The sequence below is a fragment of the Streptomyces ochraceiscleroticus genome, from assembly GCF_000720485.1.
Classification (GTDB): Bacteria; Actinomycetota; Actinomycetes; order Streptomycetales; family Streptomycetaceae; genus Streptomyces; species Streptomyces ochraceiscleroticus.
Genome location: NZ_JOAX01000030.1, coordinates 22,633 through 39,340, shown reverse-complemented (window position 1 = coordinate 39,340; position 16,708 = coordinate 22,633). Strand labels below are relative to the sequence as shown.

The window sequence follows — 16,708 nt, the reverse complement described above, 5'->3', positions numbered from 1 at the left end:
ACCCGCCCGGCGGCGCGCCGCCCGGGGGAGGACCCGGGTTCTCCGAGAGGGAAATCCATGCCTTTTCCGAAGGGCTTCATGCGTCGTGAAACCGCTGCCCTGGCCGGGGCGGCGCTGGTCGCACCGCTCGCACTGCTGGCCGCCACCGCCTCCGAGGCGCGCGCCGCGGACGGCGGGGTCTGGGACCGCATCGCCGCCTGCGAAAGCGGCGGGAACTGGCACATCAGCACCGGCAACGGCTACTACGGCGGACTGCAGTTCTCCGCCTCCACCTGGCGGGCGTTCGGCGGCCACAAGTACGCGCCGAGCGCGCACCAGGCGGGACGCGACGCGCAGATCGCGGTCGCGACCAAGGTGCAGCAGTCCCAGGGGTGGGGCGCCTGGCCGGTCTGCTCGGTCAAGGCGAACGCCTCCGGCGGCGCGCCGGCGGCCGGCGGCGGCGAGGTCTCGGCGTCCCGGCAGAGCGAGAACCGCGCGGTGCGCAGCAGCCACGCCGACCGCGGCCGCTCCCGGGGCGGCCAGGACGGCACGTACACCGTGCGCAGCGGCGACACGCTCGGCTCCATCGCCGCGGCCCGGGGCGTGTCCTGGCGGGCGCTGTACGCCGCCAACAAGTCCGCCATCGGCGGCGACCCGCACATGATCAAGCCCGGCCAGCACCTCACGGTCTGACCCCCCGGCCGCCACGGTCCGCGCGTCCCCCGTCCCCGCGGTGCCGCAGTGGCGGCGTGCCCCGCCCGGTCACCCGACCGGGTGGGGCACGGGCCTTCGGGCGCGTGCCGCGCGGCCGGTCCGGCGGACCGCCGCTAGCCTGCGGCGGTGCTCGAACTGTCGGAGTTCTTCCCGCGTCTTGGCGCGGCCCGTACGCGGCCGCCCCGTACGGAGCGCCGCGCGCGCACCGTTGTCCGTACCGCCCGCAGGCCCGCGCTCACGCTCGCGGTGCTGGCGGCCCTGCTGGCGGGGAGCGCGGGGGTGGGCGCGGCCGCCGACGCTCCGGGGGAGACCCGGTCCGCCGGCGGGCTGACGGGAGCGCTGGGCACGGTGACGCAGAGCGTCCTCGGCGCGGCGAACTGCTCCCGCGACGACTGGCCGTGGGGGTGCCTGGCCCAGTGCGAGAGCGGCGGCGACTGGCACGCCCGTACCGGCAACGGCATGTACGGCGGGCTGCAGTTCACGCAGTCGACGTGGGAGTCGGCGGGCGGCCTGTCCTTCGCGCCGCGGCCGGACCTGGCCACCCGCGAGGAGCAGATCCAGGTCGGCGAGCGGGTGCAGGACCAGCAGGGCTGGGGTGCCTGGCCGGCTTGCGCACAGCGTTACGGGCTGCGGGCCGGGGTACTCGCGGCGGGTGGTCCGGGCTCCGTGTCGGGCCCCCTTCTCACCCCCTGATGCGGTTCGGTGGCTCGGAGTTCCGGCTTCCGGCTACCGATTTGCTCACGTTTCCGGAACAAAATAGCGAAAGGACCCAACCCGAAACCTCCCACTGCGGTCTCACCGTTTGGTAGGCGGACGGCAGACCACGTTCGCGCGAAAACCATGGGATACGGGGACGGATGCATATCTCATTCCTGATTCACAACGCATACGGCATCGGCGGCACGATCCGGACGACGTACAACCTCGCCCGCACGCTGTCGGAGCAGCACGACGTCGAGATCGTGTCTGTTTTCCGCCATCGTGATGTGCCGGTCTTCGAGCCCGGAGCGCGGGTCAGGCTGCGGCATCTGGTGGACCTCCGCAAGGACAGCCCCGACTACGACGGGGAGGACCCCGCCTTCCTTCGTGAGGCCCGGGTCTTCCCGTCGGCCGAGGGCCGCTTCCGGCAGTACAGCGAGCTCACCGACCGGCGGATCGCGGCCCATCTGCGGTCCCTGGAGGCCGACGTCGTGGTGGGGACCCGCCCCGGGCTGAACGTCCACCTCGCCCGGCAGGCCCGGCGAGGCGTGGTCCGCGTCGGGCAGGAGCACCTCACCCTCGATGCGCACGGCAGGGCGCTCGTCCGGCAGTTGCGCGGGGTCTACCCGCGGCTGGACGCGCTGACCACGGTGACCGAGGCGGACGCCCGGTCCTACCGCAAGCGGCTGCGGCTGCCCGGCGTACGCATCGAAGCGGTGCCCAACAGCGTGCCCGAGCCCGGAATCCGGCCCGCCGACGGCACCGGCAAATGGGTCGTCGCCGCCGGTCGGCTGGCCAAGGGGAAACGGTACGACCTGCTGATCCGGGCCTTCGCCACGGTCGTCGAACAGCGCCCGGACTGGCGGCTGCGGATCTACGGCGGCGGTGTCGAGAAAGCGTCCCTGCGGGAGCTGATCGACGAGCTGGGGCTGTACAACCACGTCTATCTGATGGGCCCGGCACACCCGCTGGACCCGGAGTGGGCCAAGGGCTCCATCGCGGCCGTCACTTCCAGCCTGGAGTCGTTCGGGATGACGATTGTGGAGGCGATGCGATGCGGGCTGCCGGTGGTCTCCACCGACTGCCCGCACGGTCCCGGCGAGATCATCGACGACGGCGTGGACGGCCGGCTGGTACCGGTCGGCAAGAAGGACGCCGTTGCCGCAGCGCTGCTGGAGCTGATCAACGACGACGAGCGCCGGCGGCGCATGGGTCGGGCCGCCCTGGCGTCCTCCGCCCGCTTCGATCCCGGACGGATCGCGGGACGGTACGAGGCCCTCTTCGGCGACCTGACCACCGGCGGCGGGCGCGGCGCGCTGCGCGCCACGGTCCACCGCACCAGAGGAGCTCTGTTGAGCGGCGCCTACGCCACCAAGGACGCGGCGCACGCCGCACTGAGAGGAGTGCGGACGGCATGAGCGCGTCGATGCAACTGCCCGCCACCGGCGCCGGCACCCGGCAGCCGGCACGTACGGCCCTGCACGCCGACTGCATCGCGGACTCCGCGGGCGGCCTGACCTTCGACATCGCCGTTCCCGACCCGGCCGGCGAGGAGACCGGCACGGTCTGGAGCGCGGCACTGGTGCTCCGGCTGCGGGGCGGCGAGGCCCCGGCCGACGAGATCCGGCTGCCGCTCGGACCGAACGGCGCGGGCCGGCTGCGGGCCGTGCTGCCCAGTACGGTCGCGCTGCCCGAAGGCCGCTGGAATGTCTACGCGGACCTCGGCAACGCCGGTGACCCGCAGCGCCTGCTGCCCGGCGTCAACGACCTGCGGTCGCTGGTCGACCGGCGCCCGCTGGCCGCCATCGGCCGGCTCGGCGTCCGGATCCCGTACGCCACCAAGTACGGCAATCTCGCACTGCGGAGCTGGCTGCGCGGACCGCACGCGGAGTCCGGCGAGATCACCGTGGCGCCCGACGGCATCACCGTCCAGGGGCGGCTCTACGGCGCCGCGCTGGAGCCCGGTGCCGCCGCCGAGGCGCGTGCCCGGCAGGACGGGCACACGGTCACGATCCCGCTGCACGGCGACGGGCCGGACTTCGCCTTCGTCCTGCCGCACGGCCCGCTGGCCGAGCAGTGGCGGGCCGGCACCGAGCGGTGGGACCTGTGGGTGCGGACCGGCGAGGTCGCCGAGCCGGTGCGCATCTCCCGCATCCTGGACGACGTACCGGACAAGAAGCAGATCTTCACCTATCCGGCGATGCCGATCGCGGCACCGGGCGCACAGGTCCGCGTGGGCCCGTACTTCACGGTCGACAACGACCTGTCGGTCAAGGTCGTGGGGCCGCAGGAGCCGTCCTGAACCACCGGGGGACGCCCCCGCGTCCCCCGGCCTCACGCACCCCGGATTGACCCGCGACAAAAGGGGCACCCGGATGGCGGAGGTGCACATCATGGTTCCTGTCCTGTTGGTCCTGCTGCTCGCGTTGATCCTCTTCGGCGCCGGTTTCGCACTCAAGGCACTGTGGTGGATCGCGGTGGCAGTGCTCGTCGTATGGCTGCTGGGCTTCCTGTTCCGTTCGACCGGCACAGGAGGCGGCCGGGCGCGCTGGTACCGCTGGTAGCGGCGCGCGTGAATCGTTGACGGCGGCGCGGGCGGAGCCGCCGTTGCGGACCATGGCTGTCCGCAAGTGCTGCCAGACTCTGACGCATGTTGGAGACCTCGGCACGCCTGCTCCGCCTGCTCTCACTGCTGCAGGCCCACCGTGAATGGTCCGGCGCCGACCTGGCCGACCGGCTGGGCGTGACGCCGCGCACCGTACGGCGTGATATCGAACGGCTGCGGGAGCTCGGCTATCCCGTGCACTCGGCCCCCGGCACCGCCGGGGGCTATCAACTGGGTGCGGGCGCCGAGCTCCCGCCGCTGCTGCTGGACGACGAGGAGGCCGTGGCGGTCGCGATCGGGCTGCGCACCGCGGCGGCCGGCGGCGTCGCGGGCATCGAGGAGACCTCCGTCCGCGCGCTGGCCAAGCTGGAACAGGTACTTCCGGCCCGGCTGCGGCGCCGCGTCAGTACCTTGAACACCTTTACCGTCCCCCTGGTGAACGGCGCGGGGCCCCGCGTGGACGCCGCCGTGCTCACCGAACTGGCCGCCGCCTGCCGGGACAGTCAGCAGCTCCGCTTCGAGTACGCCGCGCACGACGGCACGGTCAGCCGCCGCACCGTCGAGCCGCACCGCCTGGTCAGCGCCCAGCGCCGCTGGTACCTCGTCGCCTGGGACACCGGACGCGGGGACTGGCGCACCTTCCGCGCCGACCGGATCACCCCCACCCCGCCGCACGGGCCGCGCGTGGCGCCCCGTACCCCACCCGCCGAGGACCTGGCCGCCTATGTCTCCGAAGGCGTCTCCAGAGCCGTGTACGCGGTGTCCGCGACCGTCCTGCTGCACGTGCCGCTGGCGGAGGCAGCGCAGCGCGTCTCGCCCACGGCCGGGATGCTGGAGGCGGTGGACGACCGCACCTGCCTGCTGCGGGCCGGCGCGGCGAACCCGGACGCGCTGGTCGTGTTCCTGATGATGACCGGCTTCGACTTCGAGGTCCGCGAGCCGCCCGAACTCCTGGAGCAGATACGGGAGATCAGGGATCGGTTGTCCCGGGCGTCGGCCTGAGCCGCGCGTCCTCCTCGGTCAGTTCGCTGCGCGCCGTCACCGGGTGGTGCAGGTCGAAGGCCGGGGACTCGGAGCGGATCTTCGGAATGGTGAGGAAGTTGTGCCGCGGCGGGGGCGAGGAGGTGGCCCACTCCAGGGAACGGCCATAGCCCCAGGGATCGTCCACATCGGCCTTCGGCGCGTACTTGGCCGTCTTCCAGATGTTGTAGAGGAACGGCAGGGTGGAGGCGCCCAGCAGGAAGGCGCCGATCGAGGAGAGGGTGTTGAGCGCGGTGAAGCCGTCGGCCGCGAGGTAGTCGGCGTACCGGCGCGGCATCCCCGCCACGCCCAGCCAGTGCTGGACGAGGAAGGTGGTGTGGAAGCCGACGAAGAGCGTCCAGAAGTGGATCTTCCCCAGCCGCTCGTCGAGCAGCTTGCCGGTGAACTTGGGCCACCAGAAGTAGAAGCCCGCGAACGTCGCGAAGACCACCGTGCCGAAGACGACGTAGTGGAAGTGGGCCACCACGAAGTAGCTGTCGGTGACGTGGAAGTCCAGTGGCGGCGACGCCAGGATCACCCCGGTCAGGCCGCCGAACAGGAAGCTCACCAGGAAGCCGACCGACCACAGCATCGGCGTCTCGAAGGACAGCGAGCCGTGCCACATCGTGCCGATCCAGTTGAAGAACTTCACGCCCGTCGGCACCGCGATCAGGAAGGACATGAACGAGAAGAACGGCAGCAGCACGGCCCCGGTGGCGAACATGTGGTGCGCCCAGACCATCAGCGACAGGGCGGTGATCACCATCGTCGCCGCGACCAGCATGGTGTACCCGAAGATCGGCTTGCGGGAGAAGACCGGGATGATCTCGGTGACGATGCCGAAGAACGGCAGCGCGATGATGTAGACCTCGGGGTGGCCGAAGAACCAGAAGAGGTGCTGCCACAGCAGCGGTCCGCCCCACTCCGCCTCGAAGACCACCGAGCCGAACCGCCGGTCCGCCTCCAGCACCAGCAGTGACGCGGCGAGCACGGGGAAGGCGACCAGGACGAGGATCGAGGTGAAGAGCACGTTCCAGGTGAAGATCGGCATCCGGAACATCGTCATGCCCGGCGCCCGCATCCCGATGATCGTCGTCAGGAAGTTCACCGCGCCCAGGATCGTGCCGAAGCCGGACAGCGCCAGGCCCATGATCCACATGTCGTGCCCGATGCCGGGGGAGCGGACCATGGAGTCCAGCGGCGCGTACGCGGTCCAGCCGAAGGACGCGCCGCCGGACGAGGTGAACAGCGAGCCCACCACGATCAGCCCGCCGAAGAGGAAGAACCAGTACGAGAGCATGTTCAGCCGGGGGAACGCCACGTCGGGCGCGCCGATCTGCAGCGGCATGATCTCGTTGGCGAAGCCCGCGAAGGCCGGGGTGGCGAAGAGCAGCAGCATGATCGTGCCGTGCAGCGTGAACGCCTGGTTGTACTCCTCGTTCGTGATCAACTGCAGCCCGGGCCGGGCCAGCTCGGCGCGTATCACCAGCGCCAGCACCCCGCCGAAGAGGAAGAAGCCGAACGACGTGACCAGGTAGAGATGGCCGATCTTCTTGTGGTCCGTCGTCGTCAGCCAGTCCACCACGACCTTGCCGGGGCGGCGGGCCGCGACGGGTCCCGTCCTCGCCCCCTGTGCCACTGTTCCCATCCGCGCCACCTCGTTCGTCGACAGGACGTACCAGGGCGTGACCGAGGGCGCGCCCCGACGGCAGGACGTACTGGAGCTCGCTTCATGATGCGCGCCCCAACGGCCTTCGCGCGAGGGGGCGTCGGCCGCTCCCGGCCGCCGCGGGATGTGCGGGAAATGTGAGCGGAGTGTGCGTCGTCGGCGGATTAGGGGACGCCCGATATTGCGTATCGGGTAAGGGGAATGCGAGGCCGTCGGGTGAATGATTTCCGGGCTGCGACGGGAGTTGTACGGGTGGGTTCGCGGAAACCGATCAGCGGGAAATCGGGCCGGTTTTCTCCGTTGCCGAAGTGATACCGGGGCTGCTCGTTCGGGTGACGGAAGTGGCGCTAAACCGGCCCCGGTGGGCTGTGACAGAAGTGTGACCAATGCCGGACCCCGGGAACACTCCGGTGTGTCAGGAAGGCCCTTCCGCGTGCCTGTGGAGGAGGCATACGGTGGCGTCATGGCGCCAGTACCGAACCTTCCGAAAGACCCGGACGACGACCTCGAGACCTATGTCGGTCTGGAGCAGCAGCAGGCCGAGGAACAGGCCCGCGCGCGCGGCTGGAGCACCGTCAGGTCGCTGCCGCCCGGCGCGATCATCACCATGGAGTACCTGGCGGGCCGGCTGAACTTCGAGGTGCAGGACGGCACCGTGAACAAGTCCTGGAAGGGCTGAGCGGCCCGCGCGCTTCCCCCTCCCGCGTACCCCCGTCCTCCCCGTACGACGACGGCCCCGGCGGCTCCTGAGTGGAGCCGCCGGGGCCGTGGTGTGCGGGGGGGGTGTGCGTACCGTCCCCGCACGTCCGCCGTGTCAGCTTCCCTGCGAGCGGCCGCGGACGGTCGTGGTGACCGGTGCGGTGCGCGGGGCACGGTCCGCGTGCGGCGGTCTTCGGCTGCCCGAGGGGGTGACCGGAGTGCGCTCCGACCGCGTGGTGTGCGGGCGGGCGGGGTGGTGCGGCCAGGTGTCCGGGGACCGGCCCTGCCGTCCGCCGCCGGCCACCGCCGGCTCGCGGACCAGGACGCCGTCCTCGGCGACCGCCCGCTGGCGGGAGACGCCGGCGGTGACGCCCGCCGGGCTCGCCGGTACCGGGAGGGGCTGTGCCGCGCCGCCGAGCTGGACCCGCAGCCGCCACAGGGCCGCCCTCAGCCGGGCCTCGGCCCAGGCCATGCCCGGCTCGCACCAGGGGAGCGCGAGCATGACCAGGAGGCCGGCGGCCCAGCCCAGCAGCACGTCGCTGACCCAGTGGGTACCGAGGTAGACGGTGGTCATGCCGACGCCGAGCGCGCCGAGCGCGGCGATCACCGAAAGGATCCTGCGGCGCAGCGGGGTGGTCGCCAGATAGGCCAGCACGCCCCAGGTGACCACGGCGTTCGCGGTGTGCCCGGACGGGAATATATCGCCGCCGAGCCACATCTCGTTGGTCCCGATGGCGGTCGCGTAGTGCGGCCCGAGCCGGCCCATGCCGATCTTCGCGGCACCCACGGTGACGTTGAGCATCAGCAGGGCGACGCCCAGCACCAGCAGCGGGTGGAGGTTCTTCTGCCGCCAGCAGCGCCAGACCAGCCACGCGGCCACCGCGACCGCGGTGGGGCCGCGCTGGCCCAGCACCACGAAGTAGTCGAGGAAAGCGTGGATGTCAGGCCATTGCTTGTACGGCCTGAACAGCATGACCTGCCAGTCGAGGGTGACCAGCCAGGAAGTCGTCAGCACGCCGAGCACGATCGCCGCATAGACCGCCACGGTGCCGCCGAACAGCCAGTGGCGTGTTCGCGTCATATACGGCCGGGCGCGCTCGCTCGGGTGCCCTTCCCTCTGGTCGGGCTTCTCATCGGTACGCACTCAATCGACGTTACCGCGTGTGATGTAGGCGCTTGGTCAAACCGTCCGCTTTGTAATGACGATGTGATGTGGAATGCGTCTCAAACAAGCCATTCGCCAGGGCCCTGCCAAGAGAATTCACTAAATCGCTCTTTCGCCCGCAGGGCATCCGTGTGGCCGCACGTCCAAGAGGCTGAATGCATTTCCCCGGCCGCGTTTATCGCGTATTTCCCGGCGCTTCACGGCGCGTTCGCCGGTCCGGCCGCGGTCACGCCGGAGTCGTTCGGCCCGCGGTCACGGCGGGCCCGAGCCGTTGAGCCAGATCGCGCCGTACACCGCCGAGCCCGCCGCGAGGACGCCGAGGACGGCCGCGGCGTACCGGGGGCGCCACCGGGCCAGCGCGGCGGCCGGCGGCAGCAGCAGCGGGTACGCCGGCAGCATCAGCCGCGGCTTGGACCCGAAGTAGCCCTTGGCGGTCAGCGCCAGTGCCAGCACCAGGCCGCCGTAGACCAGCAGCGGCACCGGCCGCCCCTGCCGTACGCCGAGCACGTACAGCCACAGCACCGCCGCGACCCCCGCCACCAGCGCGAGCCCGGCGGGCAGCGCAGGGCCCGTCAGCAGCCGCCAGGTGAAGGCGGCGAAGGCGAGGCCGCCGTCGAAGCCGTTGTTCCAGCCCGCCTGGATGTCGAGGTAGCCGGTGAGGCTGCCCTCGCGGGCGGCCACCCACAGGAAGAAGCCGCACCAGCCGAGCGGGGCGAGCACCGCCCCGGCGAGCAGCCGGCCGTGCTGCCGCCAGGCCACCCGGCCCTCGCGGGACCGCTCGCGCCACAGGTGGAGCGCCGCGGCGGCCCACACGGCCGCGACGACCGCGGCGCCCACCGGCCGGGTCAGCCCGGCCAGCGACGTCAGCACGCCCGCCCACAGCCACCGGCCGGTCAGCACCGCGTACAGCGCCCAGGCCGCGAGCGCGGTGAAGAGCGCCTCCGAGTACGCCATCGACTGCACGATGCCTATCGGGACCGCCGCCCACAGCGCGGCCAGCGTCACCCCGGCCCGCGGGCCGTTCAGCCGCTCGCCCGTGGCGTAGAGCGCCCACGCGGCGGCCACCGAGGCGGCCGCGCTCACCAGCAGCCCGGCGCCGGCCGCGGACAGCGGCAGCAGCGCCGAGAGGCCGCGCTCCAGCCACGGCAGCAGCGGGAAGAAGGCGAGGTTGGAGTGCACCTCGCCGCCGGGAAGCAGGACGGCGTAGCCGTAGCCCTGCTCGGCGACCCGGGTGTACCAGAGCGAGTCCCAGCGGGCGGAGAGGAGTGTCTGCCAGTCCTTGCCGGCCGCCGCCGACCAGACGGCGAGCACCACGAGGCCCAGCAGGCGGATGGCCGCGTACGCCGCCAGGGCGGGCACGGCACGGCGCAGCGCGGCCCCGGCGCCTCTGCCTGCCGCGGCCGGACCCGCGGTGGCGGAGAAAGCGAGATCGGTCATCAATCCGATTATCCAGGTGGGCGGGGGCCGCGGCGGCACGATGGCCGGATCGGGGCGGGCGCCGGGGGTGCGCCGGGTCCGTGACAGGGGGTGCGGAAGTCCTCACGAAGGGTCCGCGACAGGGGGTGCGAAGGTCCCCCGAAGGAGTCGGCGGCGAATGGTAGCCAGTGCCCTGTCCAGTGGGTATGAGAACCCCCGGCCCTTGCGATGAGCATCTCATCGTGAGGTGAGCCATGTGTCCCGCCCGGCGACTCGCGTAGGCTTTCGTCACAACTCGCCCGTGCCGCCGGTCCCCCCGGGGTGTTCGTCGTGCCGTCGTGCGCGGCTGCGAGTGCTCGACAGGAGGTGCGTACATGTCCGGGACGACCGCGTCCGGCAAGAAGCGGACGACTGGTGTCACCCGGCATCGCGGCGGCGGCGCGAACCGCTGGACCGTGCTGATCGTGCTCTGCGTCAGCCTGCTGTTCGTCGCCCTCGACACGACGATCCTCTACGTCGCGGTGCCGGCCGTCACCGAAGATCTTCGACCGGGTCCGGTCGAACTGCTCTGGATAGTCGACGTCTACCCGCTCATCGCGGCGTCCCTGCTGATCCTGTTCGGGACGCTCGGCGACAGAGTCGGCAGACGCCGGATACTGCTCTTCGGTTACGGACTCTTCGCGATCGCCTCGGCCGGCGCCGCCCTGGCGCCCAATCCGCAGATCCTCATCGTGGCCAGGGCCCTGCTGGGCGTCGGCGGCGCGATGATCATGCCGGCGACGCTGTCGATCCTGCGCCAGGTCTTCCCCGACCGGCGCGAGCGGGCCGTGGCCATCGGCGTGTGGAGCGCGGTCGCCGCGGTCGGCGCGGCCGTCGGCCCGGTGCTCGGCGGCTTCCTCGTCGAGAACTTCTGGTGGGGCTCGGTCTTCCTCATCAACATCCCGATGATGGCCGTCATGCTGCTGGTCGGCCGCTGGCTGCTGCCGGAGTCCCGGGGCGAGCGGAACGGCCCCTGGGACGTCCTCGGCGCGGTCATCGCGGCGCTCGGCGTGCTCGGCCTGGTATTCGGCGTGAAGCAGATCGGCAGCGGGGCGCACGTCGTCGGCTGGACGACGCTCTGTCCGATGCTGGTCGGGGCGCTGCTGCTGGCCCTCTTCGTGCACCGGCAGCGACGCCGTGAGCACCCCCTGATCGACATGCGGCTCTTCGCCCGCCCGGCCTTCGGCACGTCCGTCGGCTGCATCGTGCTGGCGATGCTGGCCCTGGTCGGACTGCAGCTCATAGCCGTGCAGTACCTCCAGCTCGTGCTCGGCATGACCCCCCTGGAGACCGGGCTGCGGATGCTGCCGCTGGTCTTCGCCGCGATGGCGGCCGGGCTCACCGGCTCGCGGATGCTGCAGGCGCTCGGCCCGCGCGTGATGGTCTCGGCGGGCTTCGTGCTCACCGCCGTCGCGGTGCTGTGCCTGACCGCGCTGGGCACGCAGGACCACCCCTGGCAGCTCTCCGCCGGCTTCGTCCTGCTCGGCTTCGGCTTCCAGTCCACGCTCTTCGGGGCGTACGAGTCGATGCTCAGCGAGGCGCCCGCCGAGGCGTCCGGGGGAGCGGCGGCCATCGGCGAGACCTCCTACCAGCTCGGCGCGGGCATCGGCGTGGCCGTGCTCGGCAGTGTCATGAACGCGGTCTACGCGCCCGGCCTGCACCGCATCGCCGGTGTGCCGCACCGTGCGAGCCGCGCGGCCGGGCACTCGCTCGGCGAGGCGTACCAGGTGGCCGGCGGCCTCGGCCGGCATGCGCGGCACGCGCTGCGCGAGGCGGCCCGCGCCTCCTTCGTGCACGGCCTGCACGTCACGCTCGTGGCCAGCGCGGTGCTGCTGCTGGTCGGCGCGGCGATCGCGCTGCGGCTGCCGCGGCGGGTGGCGGACGCGGCGGAGCGCACCGACGGGGAAGCGTCGGACCCGGGCCACGATGCCGAGCCGGAGCCCGCGGCCTCCGGGCGCTGAGCGCCTCTTCCCTTCTTGTGCCGGCCCGGTCGCGGGCCCTCTTGTGGCGCGCCCGCGCGCGTCGTAACGTCTGCCATGAGCAATAACTACCACTGCTAGTTTTTCGCGCAGCCGCAGGAGGCCCTCGTCATGTCCGCATCCACCCTGCCGCCCTTCGACCCGGCCGACCCGCTGGGCATCGACGACCTGCTCACCGACGAGGACCTCGCCGTACGCGACACGGTCCGCCAGTGGGCCGCCGACCGCGTGCTGCCGCACATCGCCCAGTGGTACGAGGACGGCGAGCTGCCCGGCATCCGTGAGCTGGCCCGCGAGCTCGGCTCGATCGGCGCGCTCGGCATGTCGCTGACCGGCTACGGCTGCGCCGGTGCCTCGGCCGTCCAGTACGGCCTGGCCTGCCTGGAGCTGGAGGCCGCCGACTCCGGCATCCGCTCGCTGGTCTCCGTGCAGGGCTCGCTCGCCATGTACGCCATCTGGCGCTTCGGCTCCGAGGAGCAGAAGCAGCAGTGGCTGCCGGGGATGGCCGCCGGCGAGATCATCGGCTGCTTCGGCCTGACCGAGCCCGACCACGGCTCCGACCCCGCGAACATGCGGACCCACGCCAAGCGCGACGGCTCCGACTGGGTCCTCAACGGCCGCAAGATGTGGATCACCAACGGCTCGGTGGCCGGCGTCGCGGTCGTCTGGGCCCGTACGGACGACGGCGTACGCGGCTTCGTGGTCCCCACGGACACCCCCGGCTTCTCGGCCCCCGAGATCAAGCACAAGTGGTCGCTGCGCGCCTCGGTCACCAGCGAGCTGGTCCTGGACGACGTACGGCTGCCCGCCGACGCGGTGCTCCCCGAGGTCACCGGGCTGCGCGGCCCGCTGAGCTGCCTCAGCCACGCCCGGTACGGCATCGTCTGGGGCGCGATGGGTGCGGCGCGCGCCAGCTTCGACGCGGCGCTGGAGTACGCGAAGACCCGCGAGCAGTTCGGCAAGCCGATCGGCGGCTTCCAACTCACCCAGGGCAAGCTCGCCGACATGGCCGTCGAGCTGCACAAGGGCGTCCTGCTCGCGCACCACCTGGGGCGCCGGCTGGACGCGGGGAAGCTCCGCCCGGAGCAGGTCAGTTTCGGCAAGCTCAACAACGTGCGGGAGGCGATCGAGATCTGCCGTACGTCGCGCACGATCCTCGGCGCGAACGGGATCTCGCTGGAGTACCCCGTCATGCGGCACGCGACGAACCTGGAATCGGTGCTCACCTACGAGGGCACCGTGGAAATGCATCAGCTCGTACTGGGCAAGGCGCTCACGGGGCTCGACGCCTTCCGGGGCTGAGCGGCCGGTGTCCTCTTGCGGACCGGCCTCGGCCGATCCGCAAGAGAACACTCAGCTCTGGTTGAAGAACCCGCCCTGGCGGCCGCGGCCCGTGGCCTCGCCGCCGCTCACGATCCGGTAGTCGGGCGGGGTGAGAAGGAAGACCCGGGTCGCCACGCGCTCGATGGAGCCGCGCAGCCCGAAGGTCAGCCCCGCGGCGAAGTCGACGACGCGCTTGGCGTCGGTGGACTCCATGGCCGTGAGGTTCACGATGACCGGCACACCGGACCGGAAGAGCTCGCCGATCCCGCGGGCGTCCCGGAAGCCGTCCGGCGTGATCGTGGCGATCCGGGTGCCCTGCTGCTGTGCGGTCTGGTCGGCCACCCGCACGCGGGGGTCGGTCACCCAGGAGTTGCCGCCCGTCTGTTCGGACTCGGCTCCCTCGGCGTAGTCGTCGTCGTAGTAACGCTCGTCATCGTTGTCGTCGACGAGGCCAAGCCACGCACTCGCCTTGCGCACCGATCCCATGGACGCCTCCTCTCTCCCGCGGTGTGCTGTCCGCCCCTCTATGGTCGGCCATGACGCGGATGATGTGCCAAGTGGATAGCCGCCGCATGGGGGGTTCGTGACACATCTGGTGCAATGAGGATGGCACAGCGTCAGCTTCAAGGCGACGACCGCGAACTGACTGTGCGAAGGGTGTCACACGGGGTGCGCGCCCCCTTGGCCCCCTCCGGCAGGACAGAGTGAAACATACCGGAAAGAATAGGTCCGTACGGAAGGGACCAGGGCATATGCGCGTTGACCGGTCAGCCGGTGGCCGTCATCCCTTCGCCGGCGGGTTGATCCGGGAGGCGCCGATCGCCGAACTGCTCGTGCCCCACTTCTTCAGGATGCGGTCGTACGTGCCGTCCTTCTGCAGCCGGTTCACCGCGGCCCGGAACGCGGGCGTGAGGTCGCTGCCTTTTTTGAAGGCGAAACCCACGTCGAGACGCTGATACTCGTTGAGGAAGCGCAGTCCCTCCTGCTGCCGCACCGCGTAGCGCAGCCCGTTGATGGTGCTCATGACGACATCGCTGCGGCCCTGCTGCAGGGAGATCCACAGCGCGCCCTGGTCGGCGTAGGTCTTGACCTCGTACGGCTTCTTGCCCGCCCCCGCGCACTTCGGGCGGTTCGCCTCCAGTGTCGCTTCGAAGGTCGTGCCCGCTCCGGTCGCCACCGTCCGGCCGCACAACTGCGTCAGGTCGGTGACCTTCTTCAGCGGGCTGTCGTCGCGGACCGCGAAGCCCTGCCCGTCGTTGATGTACGTGACGAAGTCGACCGTCTTCCGGCGCTCCTTGGTGACGCCGAAATTGCCGGTCCCCAGGTCGTACTTGCCGCTCCCGAGCGCGGGCAGGATCGCTTCAAAGCTCGCCTCCTCGCGCTTGAGTCGCAGCCCGAGGACCTTCGCCGCCGCGTCGGCGAAGTCGATGTCCTGGCCGGCCACGGTCTTCCCGTCCGGCAGATAGGCCGCGCCGGGCGGCGTGCCGACGCTGGTGGCGATGGTGAGCGTGCCGCGCTTGCGTACCTCCGCCGGCAGGAGCTTCGCGGCGGCCGGGTCCTTCTCGACGTCCTTGACCACATCGGTGGTGGGGATCTTCTCCTCGGCCGCGCCGGCCGTCTTCGTCGCCTCCTTCGGCGTGGCGCAGGAGGTCAGGGCGAGGGCTGCGGCGGCGAGCAGGAGGGCGGCTCTGGTGGCGTTCGGGCTCATGGGTTCGGGGTCTCCAGGTGGTGGGCGGCCGGCAGGTCCTTCTCGAACGGCAGCGGGCCGATCGTCTCCGGGTCGGCGGTCACATCGAAGAGCGGGCGGTAACCGGCCGCGAGGTAAAGGCCCTTGGCCTCGGGCTGGCGCGGGCCGGTGGTGAGGTAGAGGCGGGTGTAGCCGCGCGCGGCGGCGTCCCGCTCCAGGACGTGCAGGACGCGCCGGGCCAGTCCCCGGCGGCGGTGCGCCGAGTGCGTCCAGATCCGTTTCAGCTCGGCGGTGTGCGCGTCGTACTGCCGGTACGCGCCGCCGGCCACCGGCCGGCCGTCCTCCAGGAGCAGCAGGAACGCGCCGCCGGGCGGGGCGAATTCCTCCGGTGGGTACTCCCGGTCCAGGTCCACGGGTTTCTGGTAGCGGGTGCTGTATTCATGCGTCAGCTCGGCGAGGAGCGGGCGGGCCAGCGGGTCGGCCACGTCGGTGTGATGCACCGTCAGCGCTGCGGGAAGCGGTGCCGGGCCGGTCACGGGCGGTCCCACGGGAGCGGATCGGGCGCTTCCTTGCGGAGTGCCGGCAGCACCTGCTCGGCGGCCAGCCGCAGCACCTCGGCCTTGCGCGCGAACGGCAGCCCGGCGCTCTCCACGCCGAAGAACTGCACCGCGTGCCCGTACGCCGCGTGCTGCTGGAGGACCTTCTCGATCACCCGGTCCGGCGAGCCGACGAGGGCCGGCCCGTGGTCGGCGGCGTCCGCGAGGCTGCGGAACGGGGTGTTGTTTCCGGGCACGTCCCGGGCCGCGACCGCCGCTTCGTAGTACGGCGCGAACTCGCGGCGCGCGATGCGGTCGTCGGGCGCGACGTAGAGCGTGCCGCCCGCGCCGACCAGCGCGGCCGAGGGGTCGTGTCCGTACTCCGCCCAGCGTTCCCGGTAGTGGTCGATCAGCCGGGCGTAGTTCGCGACCGGCTGGATGACGTTGGCGGTGAACAGCGGGTCGCCCCACAGGGCCGCGAGGTCCGCCGAGCGTTCGCTGGTGGCGCTGCCGTGCCAGATGGTGGGCGGCTGCTGATAGGGGCGGGGGAGTGTCGTGGCGTTCTCAAGGGGTGGACGGAACCGGCCCGACCAGGTCACCTTCTCCTCGCTCCAGAGTCGGCGCAGCAGTTCGTAGTTCTCCTCCTGGAGGGCGTACTGGTCGGCCGGGTCGCGGCCGAACAGGTGCCATGGCTCGGGCGCGTTGCCCTTGCCGGTCATCAGCTCCAGGCGGCCGCCGGAGAGCTGGTCGACGGTGGCGTACTCCTCGGCGACCCGGACCGGGTCGAGGGTGGACAGGACGGTGACGGTGGTGAAGAGCCGGATGCGGTGGGTGCGGGCGGCGATCGCCCCCAGGACCGTGGCCGGGGAGCTGGCGAGGAACGGCGGTCCGTGCCGTTCCCCGACGCCGACCGCGTCGTAGCCCAACTCCTCGGCCAGTACGGCCAGTTCGACGACCTCGCGGAGGCGTTGATGAGGCGGGAGAAGCCGCCCGGACACCGCGTCCGGGACGTTGTCGATCAATGTCATGACGCCGAAGCGCATTGTGGTGCGCCCTTCTTCGAGCAGGCCGAAGGAACAAGGGGAGAGCAGAGGGAGAGCAGGGGGAACGGGGAAGGGTGCGCCGAGGGGAGGCGCGGAAAAGTGTGTGAAGGCGCGGCGGGATCAGGGAAGACGGAT

The 16,708-nt window shown here is 71.6% G+C and carries 16 protein-coding genes; 9 read left to right on the top strand and 7 right to left on the bottom strand.

All coding sequences use genetic code 11. The features are described 5' to 3' along the window. The first annotated feature begins 57 nt into the window (after positions 1–57). The 6 genes from IG84_RS0130800 (at position 58) to IG84_RS0130775 (ending at position 4,999) form a co-directional block, all read left to right on the top strand. Complete coding sequence (locus tag IG84_RS0130800; RefSeq protein WP_031064305.1) at positions 58–672, top strand: LysM peptidoglycan-binding domain-containing protein; 615 nt, start codon at positions 58–60, stop codon at positions 670–672. Positions 673–819: 147 nt separating this feature from the next. After that, on the top strand, positions 820–1,386 hold the full coding sequence (locus tag IG84_RS38365) for a transglycosylase family protein (protein ID WP_051862658.1): 567 nt from the start codon (positions 820–822) through the stop codon (positions 1,384–1,386). Positions 1,387–1,550: 164 nt separating this feature from the next. Then, positions 1,551–2,810 (top strand): glycosyltransferase family 4 protein, encoded by a 1,260-nt coding sequence (locus IG84_RS0130790; protein ID WP_031064299.1) that lies wholly within the window; start codon positions 1,551–1,553, stop codon positions 2,808–2,810. After that, positions 2,807–3,694 carry a hypothetical protein gene (locus IG84_RS0130785; protein ID WP_245659664.1) on the top strand — a complete coding sequence of 296 codons (888 nt, stop codon included), beginning with the start codon at positions 2,807–2,809 and terminating at the stop codon, positions 3,692–3,694. Before IG84_RS0130790 ends, IG84_RS0130785 begins: the two co-directional genes overlap by 4 nt. A 91-nt stretch (positions 3,695–3,785) precedes the next feature. Next, complete coding sequence (locus IG84_RS0130780; RefSeq protein ID WP_030624574.1) at positions 3,786–3,956, top strand: hypothetical protein; 171 nt, start codon at positions 3,786–3,788, stop codon at positions 3,954–3,956. Between the two features lie 86 nt (positions 3,957–4,042). Next, positions 4,043–4,999, top strand: a complete 957-nt coding sequence (locus tag IG84_RS0130775; protein WP_031064291.1) for a helix-turn-helix transcriptional regulator — start codon at positions 4,043–4,045, stop codon at positions 4,997–4,999. Here the strand turns inward: IG84_RS0130775 and ctaD are convergent. Next, positions 4,968–6,665 (bottom strand): aa3-type cytochrome oxidase subunit I, encoded by a 1,698-nt coding sequence (ctaD, locus tag IG84_RS0130770; protein WP_031064288.1) that lies wholly within the window; start codon positions 6,663–6,665, stop codon positions 4,968–4,970. The genes IG84_RS0130775 and ctaD overlap by 32 nt on opposite strands. Positions 6,666–7,149: 484 nt before the next feature. Here ctaD and IG84_RS0130765 point away from each other — a divergent pair, with 484 nt between their 5' ends. Next, on the top strand, positions 7,150–7,365 hold the full coding sequence (locus IG84_RS0130765) for an I78 family peptidase inhibitor (protein ID WP_031064285.1): 216 nt from the start codon (positions 7,150–7,152) through the stop codon (positions 7,363–7,365). A gap of 135 nt (positions 7,366–7,500) precedes the next feature. Here IG84_RS0130765 and IG84_RS0130760 read toward each other — a convergent pair whose 3' ends face one another. Then, the gene (locus tag IG84_RS0130760) at positions 7,501–8,466 is read right to left on the bottom strand and encodes a phosphatase PAP2 family protein (protein ID WP_051862656.1); all 966 of its coding nucleotides are present in this window, start codon (positions 8,464–8,466) and stop codon (positions 7,501–7,503) included. Positions 8,467–8,802: 336 nt separating this feature from the next. After that, the gene (locus IG84_RS0130755) at positions 8,803–9,987 is read right to left on the bottom strand and encodes a glycosyltransferase family 39 protein (protein ID WP_031064276.1); all 1,185 of its coding nucleotides are present in this window, start codon (positions 9,985–9,987) and stop codon (positions 8,803–8,805) included. A gap of 353 nt (positions 9,988–10,340) precedes the next feature. Here IG84_RS0130755 and IG84_RS0130750 point away from each other — a divergent pair, with 353 nt between their 5' ends. Continuing rightward, a complete protein-coding gene (locus IG84_RS0130750) occupies positions 10,341–11,966 on the top strand; it encodes an MFS transporter (protein WP_031064272.1) in 1,626 nt (541 codons plus the stop codon). A 129-nt stretch (positions 11,967–12,095) separates the two neighbouring features. Next, positions 12,096–13,286, top strand: coding sequence for an acyl-CoA dehydrogenase family protein (locus IG84_RS0130745; RefSeq protein ID WP_031064268.1), 1,191 nt, complete (start codon positions 12,096–12,098; stop codon positions 13,284–13,286). Positions 13,287–13,337: 51 nt separating this feature from the next. On the opposite strand, the gene IG84_RS0130740 is transcribed toward IG84_RS0130745, so the two are convergent. The 4 genes from IG84_RS0130740 to IG84_RS0130725 form a co-directional block, all read right to left on the bottom strand. Further along, positions 13,338–13,793, bottom strand: a complete 456-nt coding sequence (locus IG84_RS0130740) for a cell division protein SepF (RefSeq protein WP_031064266.1) — start codon at positions 13,791–13,793, stop codon at positions 13,338–13,340. A gap of 295 nt (positions 13,794–14,088) precedes the next feature. Next, positions 14,089–15,015, bottom strand: coding sequence for an ABC transporter substrate-binding protein (locus IG84_RS0130735; RefSeq protein WP_031064264.1), 927 nt, complete (start codon positions 15,013–15,015; stop codon positions 14,089–14,091). Continuing rightward, on the bottom strand, positions 15,012–15,530 hold the full coding sequence (locus IG84_RS0130730) for a GNAT family N-acetyltransferase (protein WP_037801041.1): 519 nt from the start codon (positions 15,528–15,530) through the stop codon (positions 15,012–15,014). Before IG84_RS0130730 ends, IG84_RS0130735 begins: the two co-directional genes overlap by 4 nt. Next, complete coding sequence (locus IG84_RS0130725; protein ID WP_031064260.1) at positions 15,527–16,573, bottom strand: LLM class flavin-dependent oxidoreductase; 1,047 nt, start codon at positions 16,571–16,573, stop codon at positions 15,527–15,529. The genes IG84_RS0130730 and IG84_RS0130725 overlap by 4 nt, the downstream gene beginning before the upstream one ends. Positions 16,574–16,708: the final 135 nt, after the last annotated feature.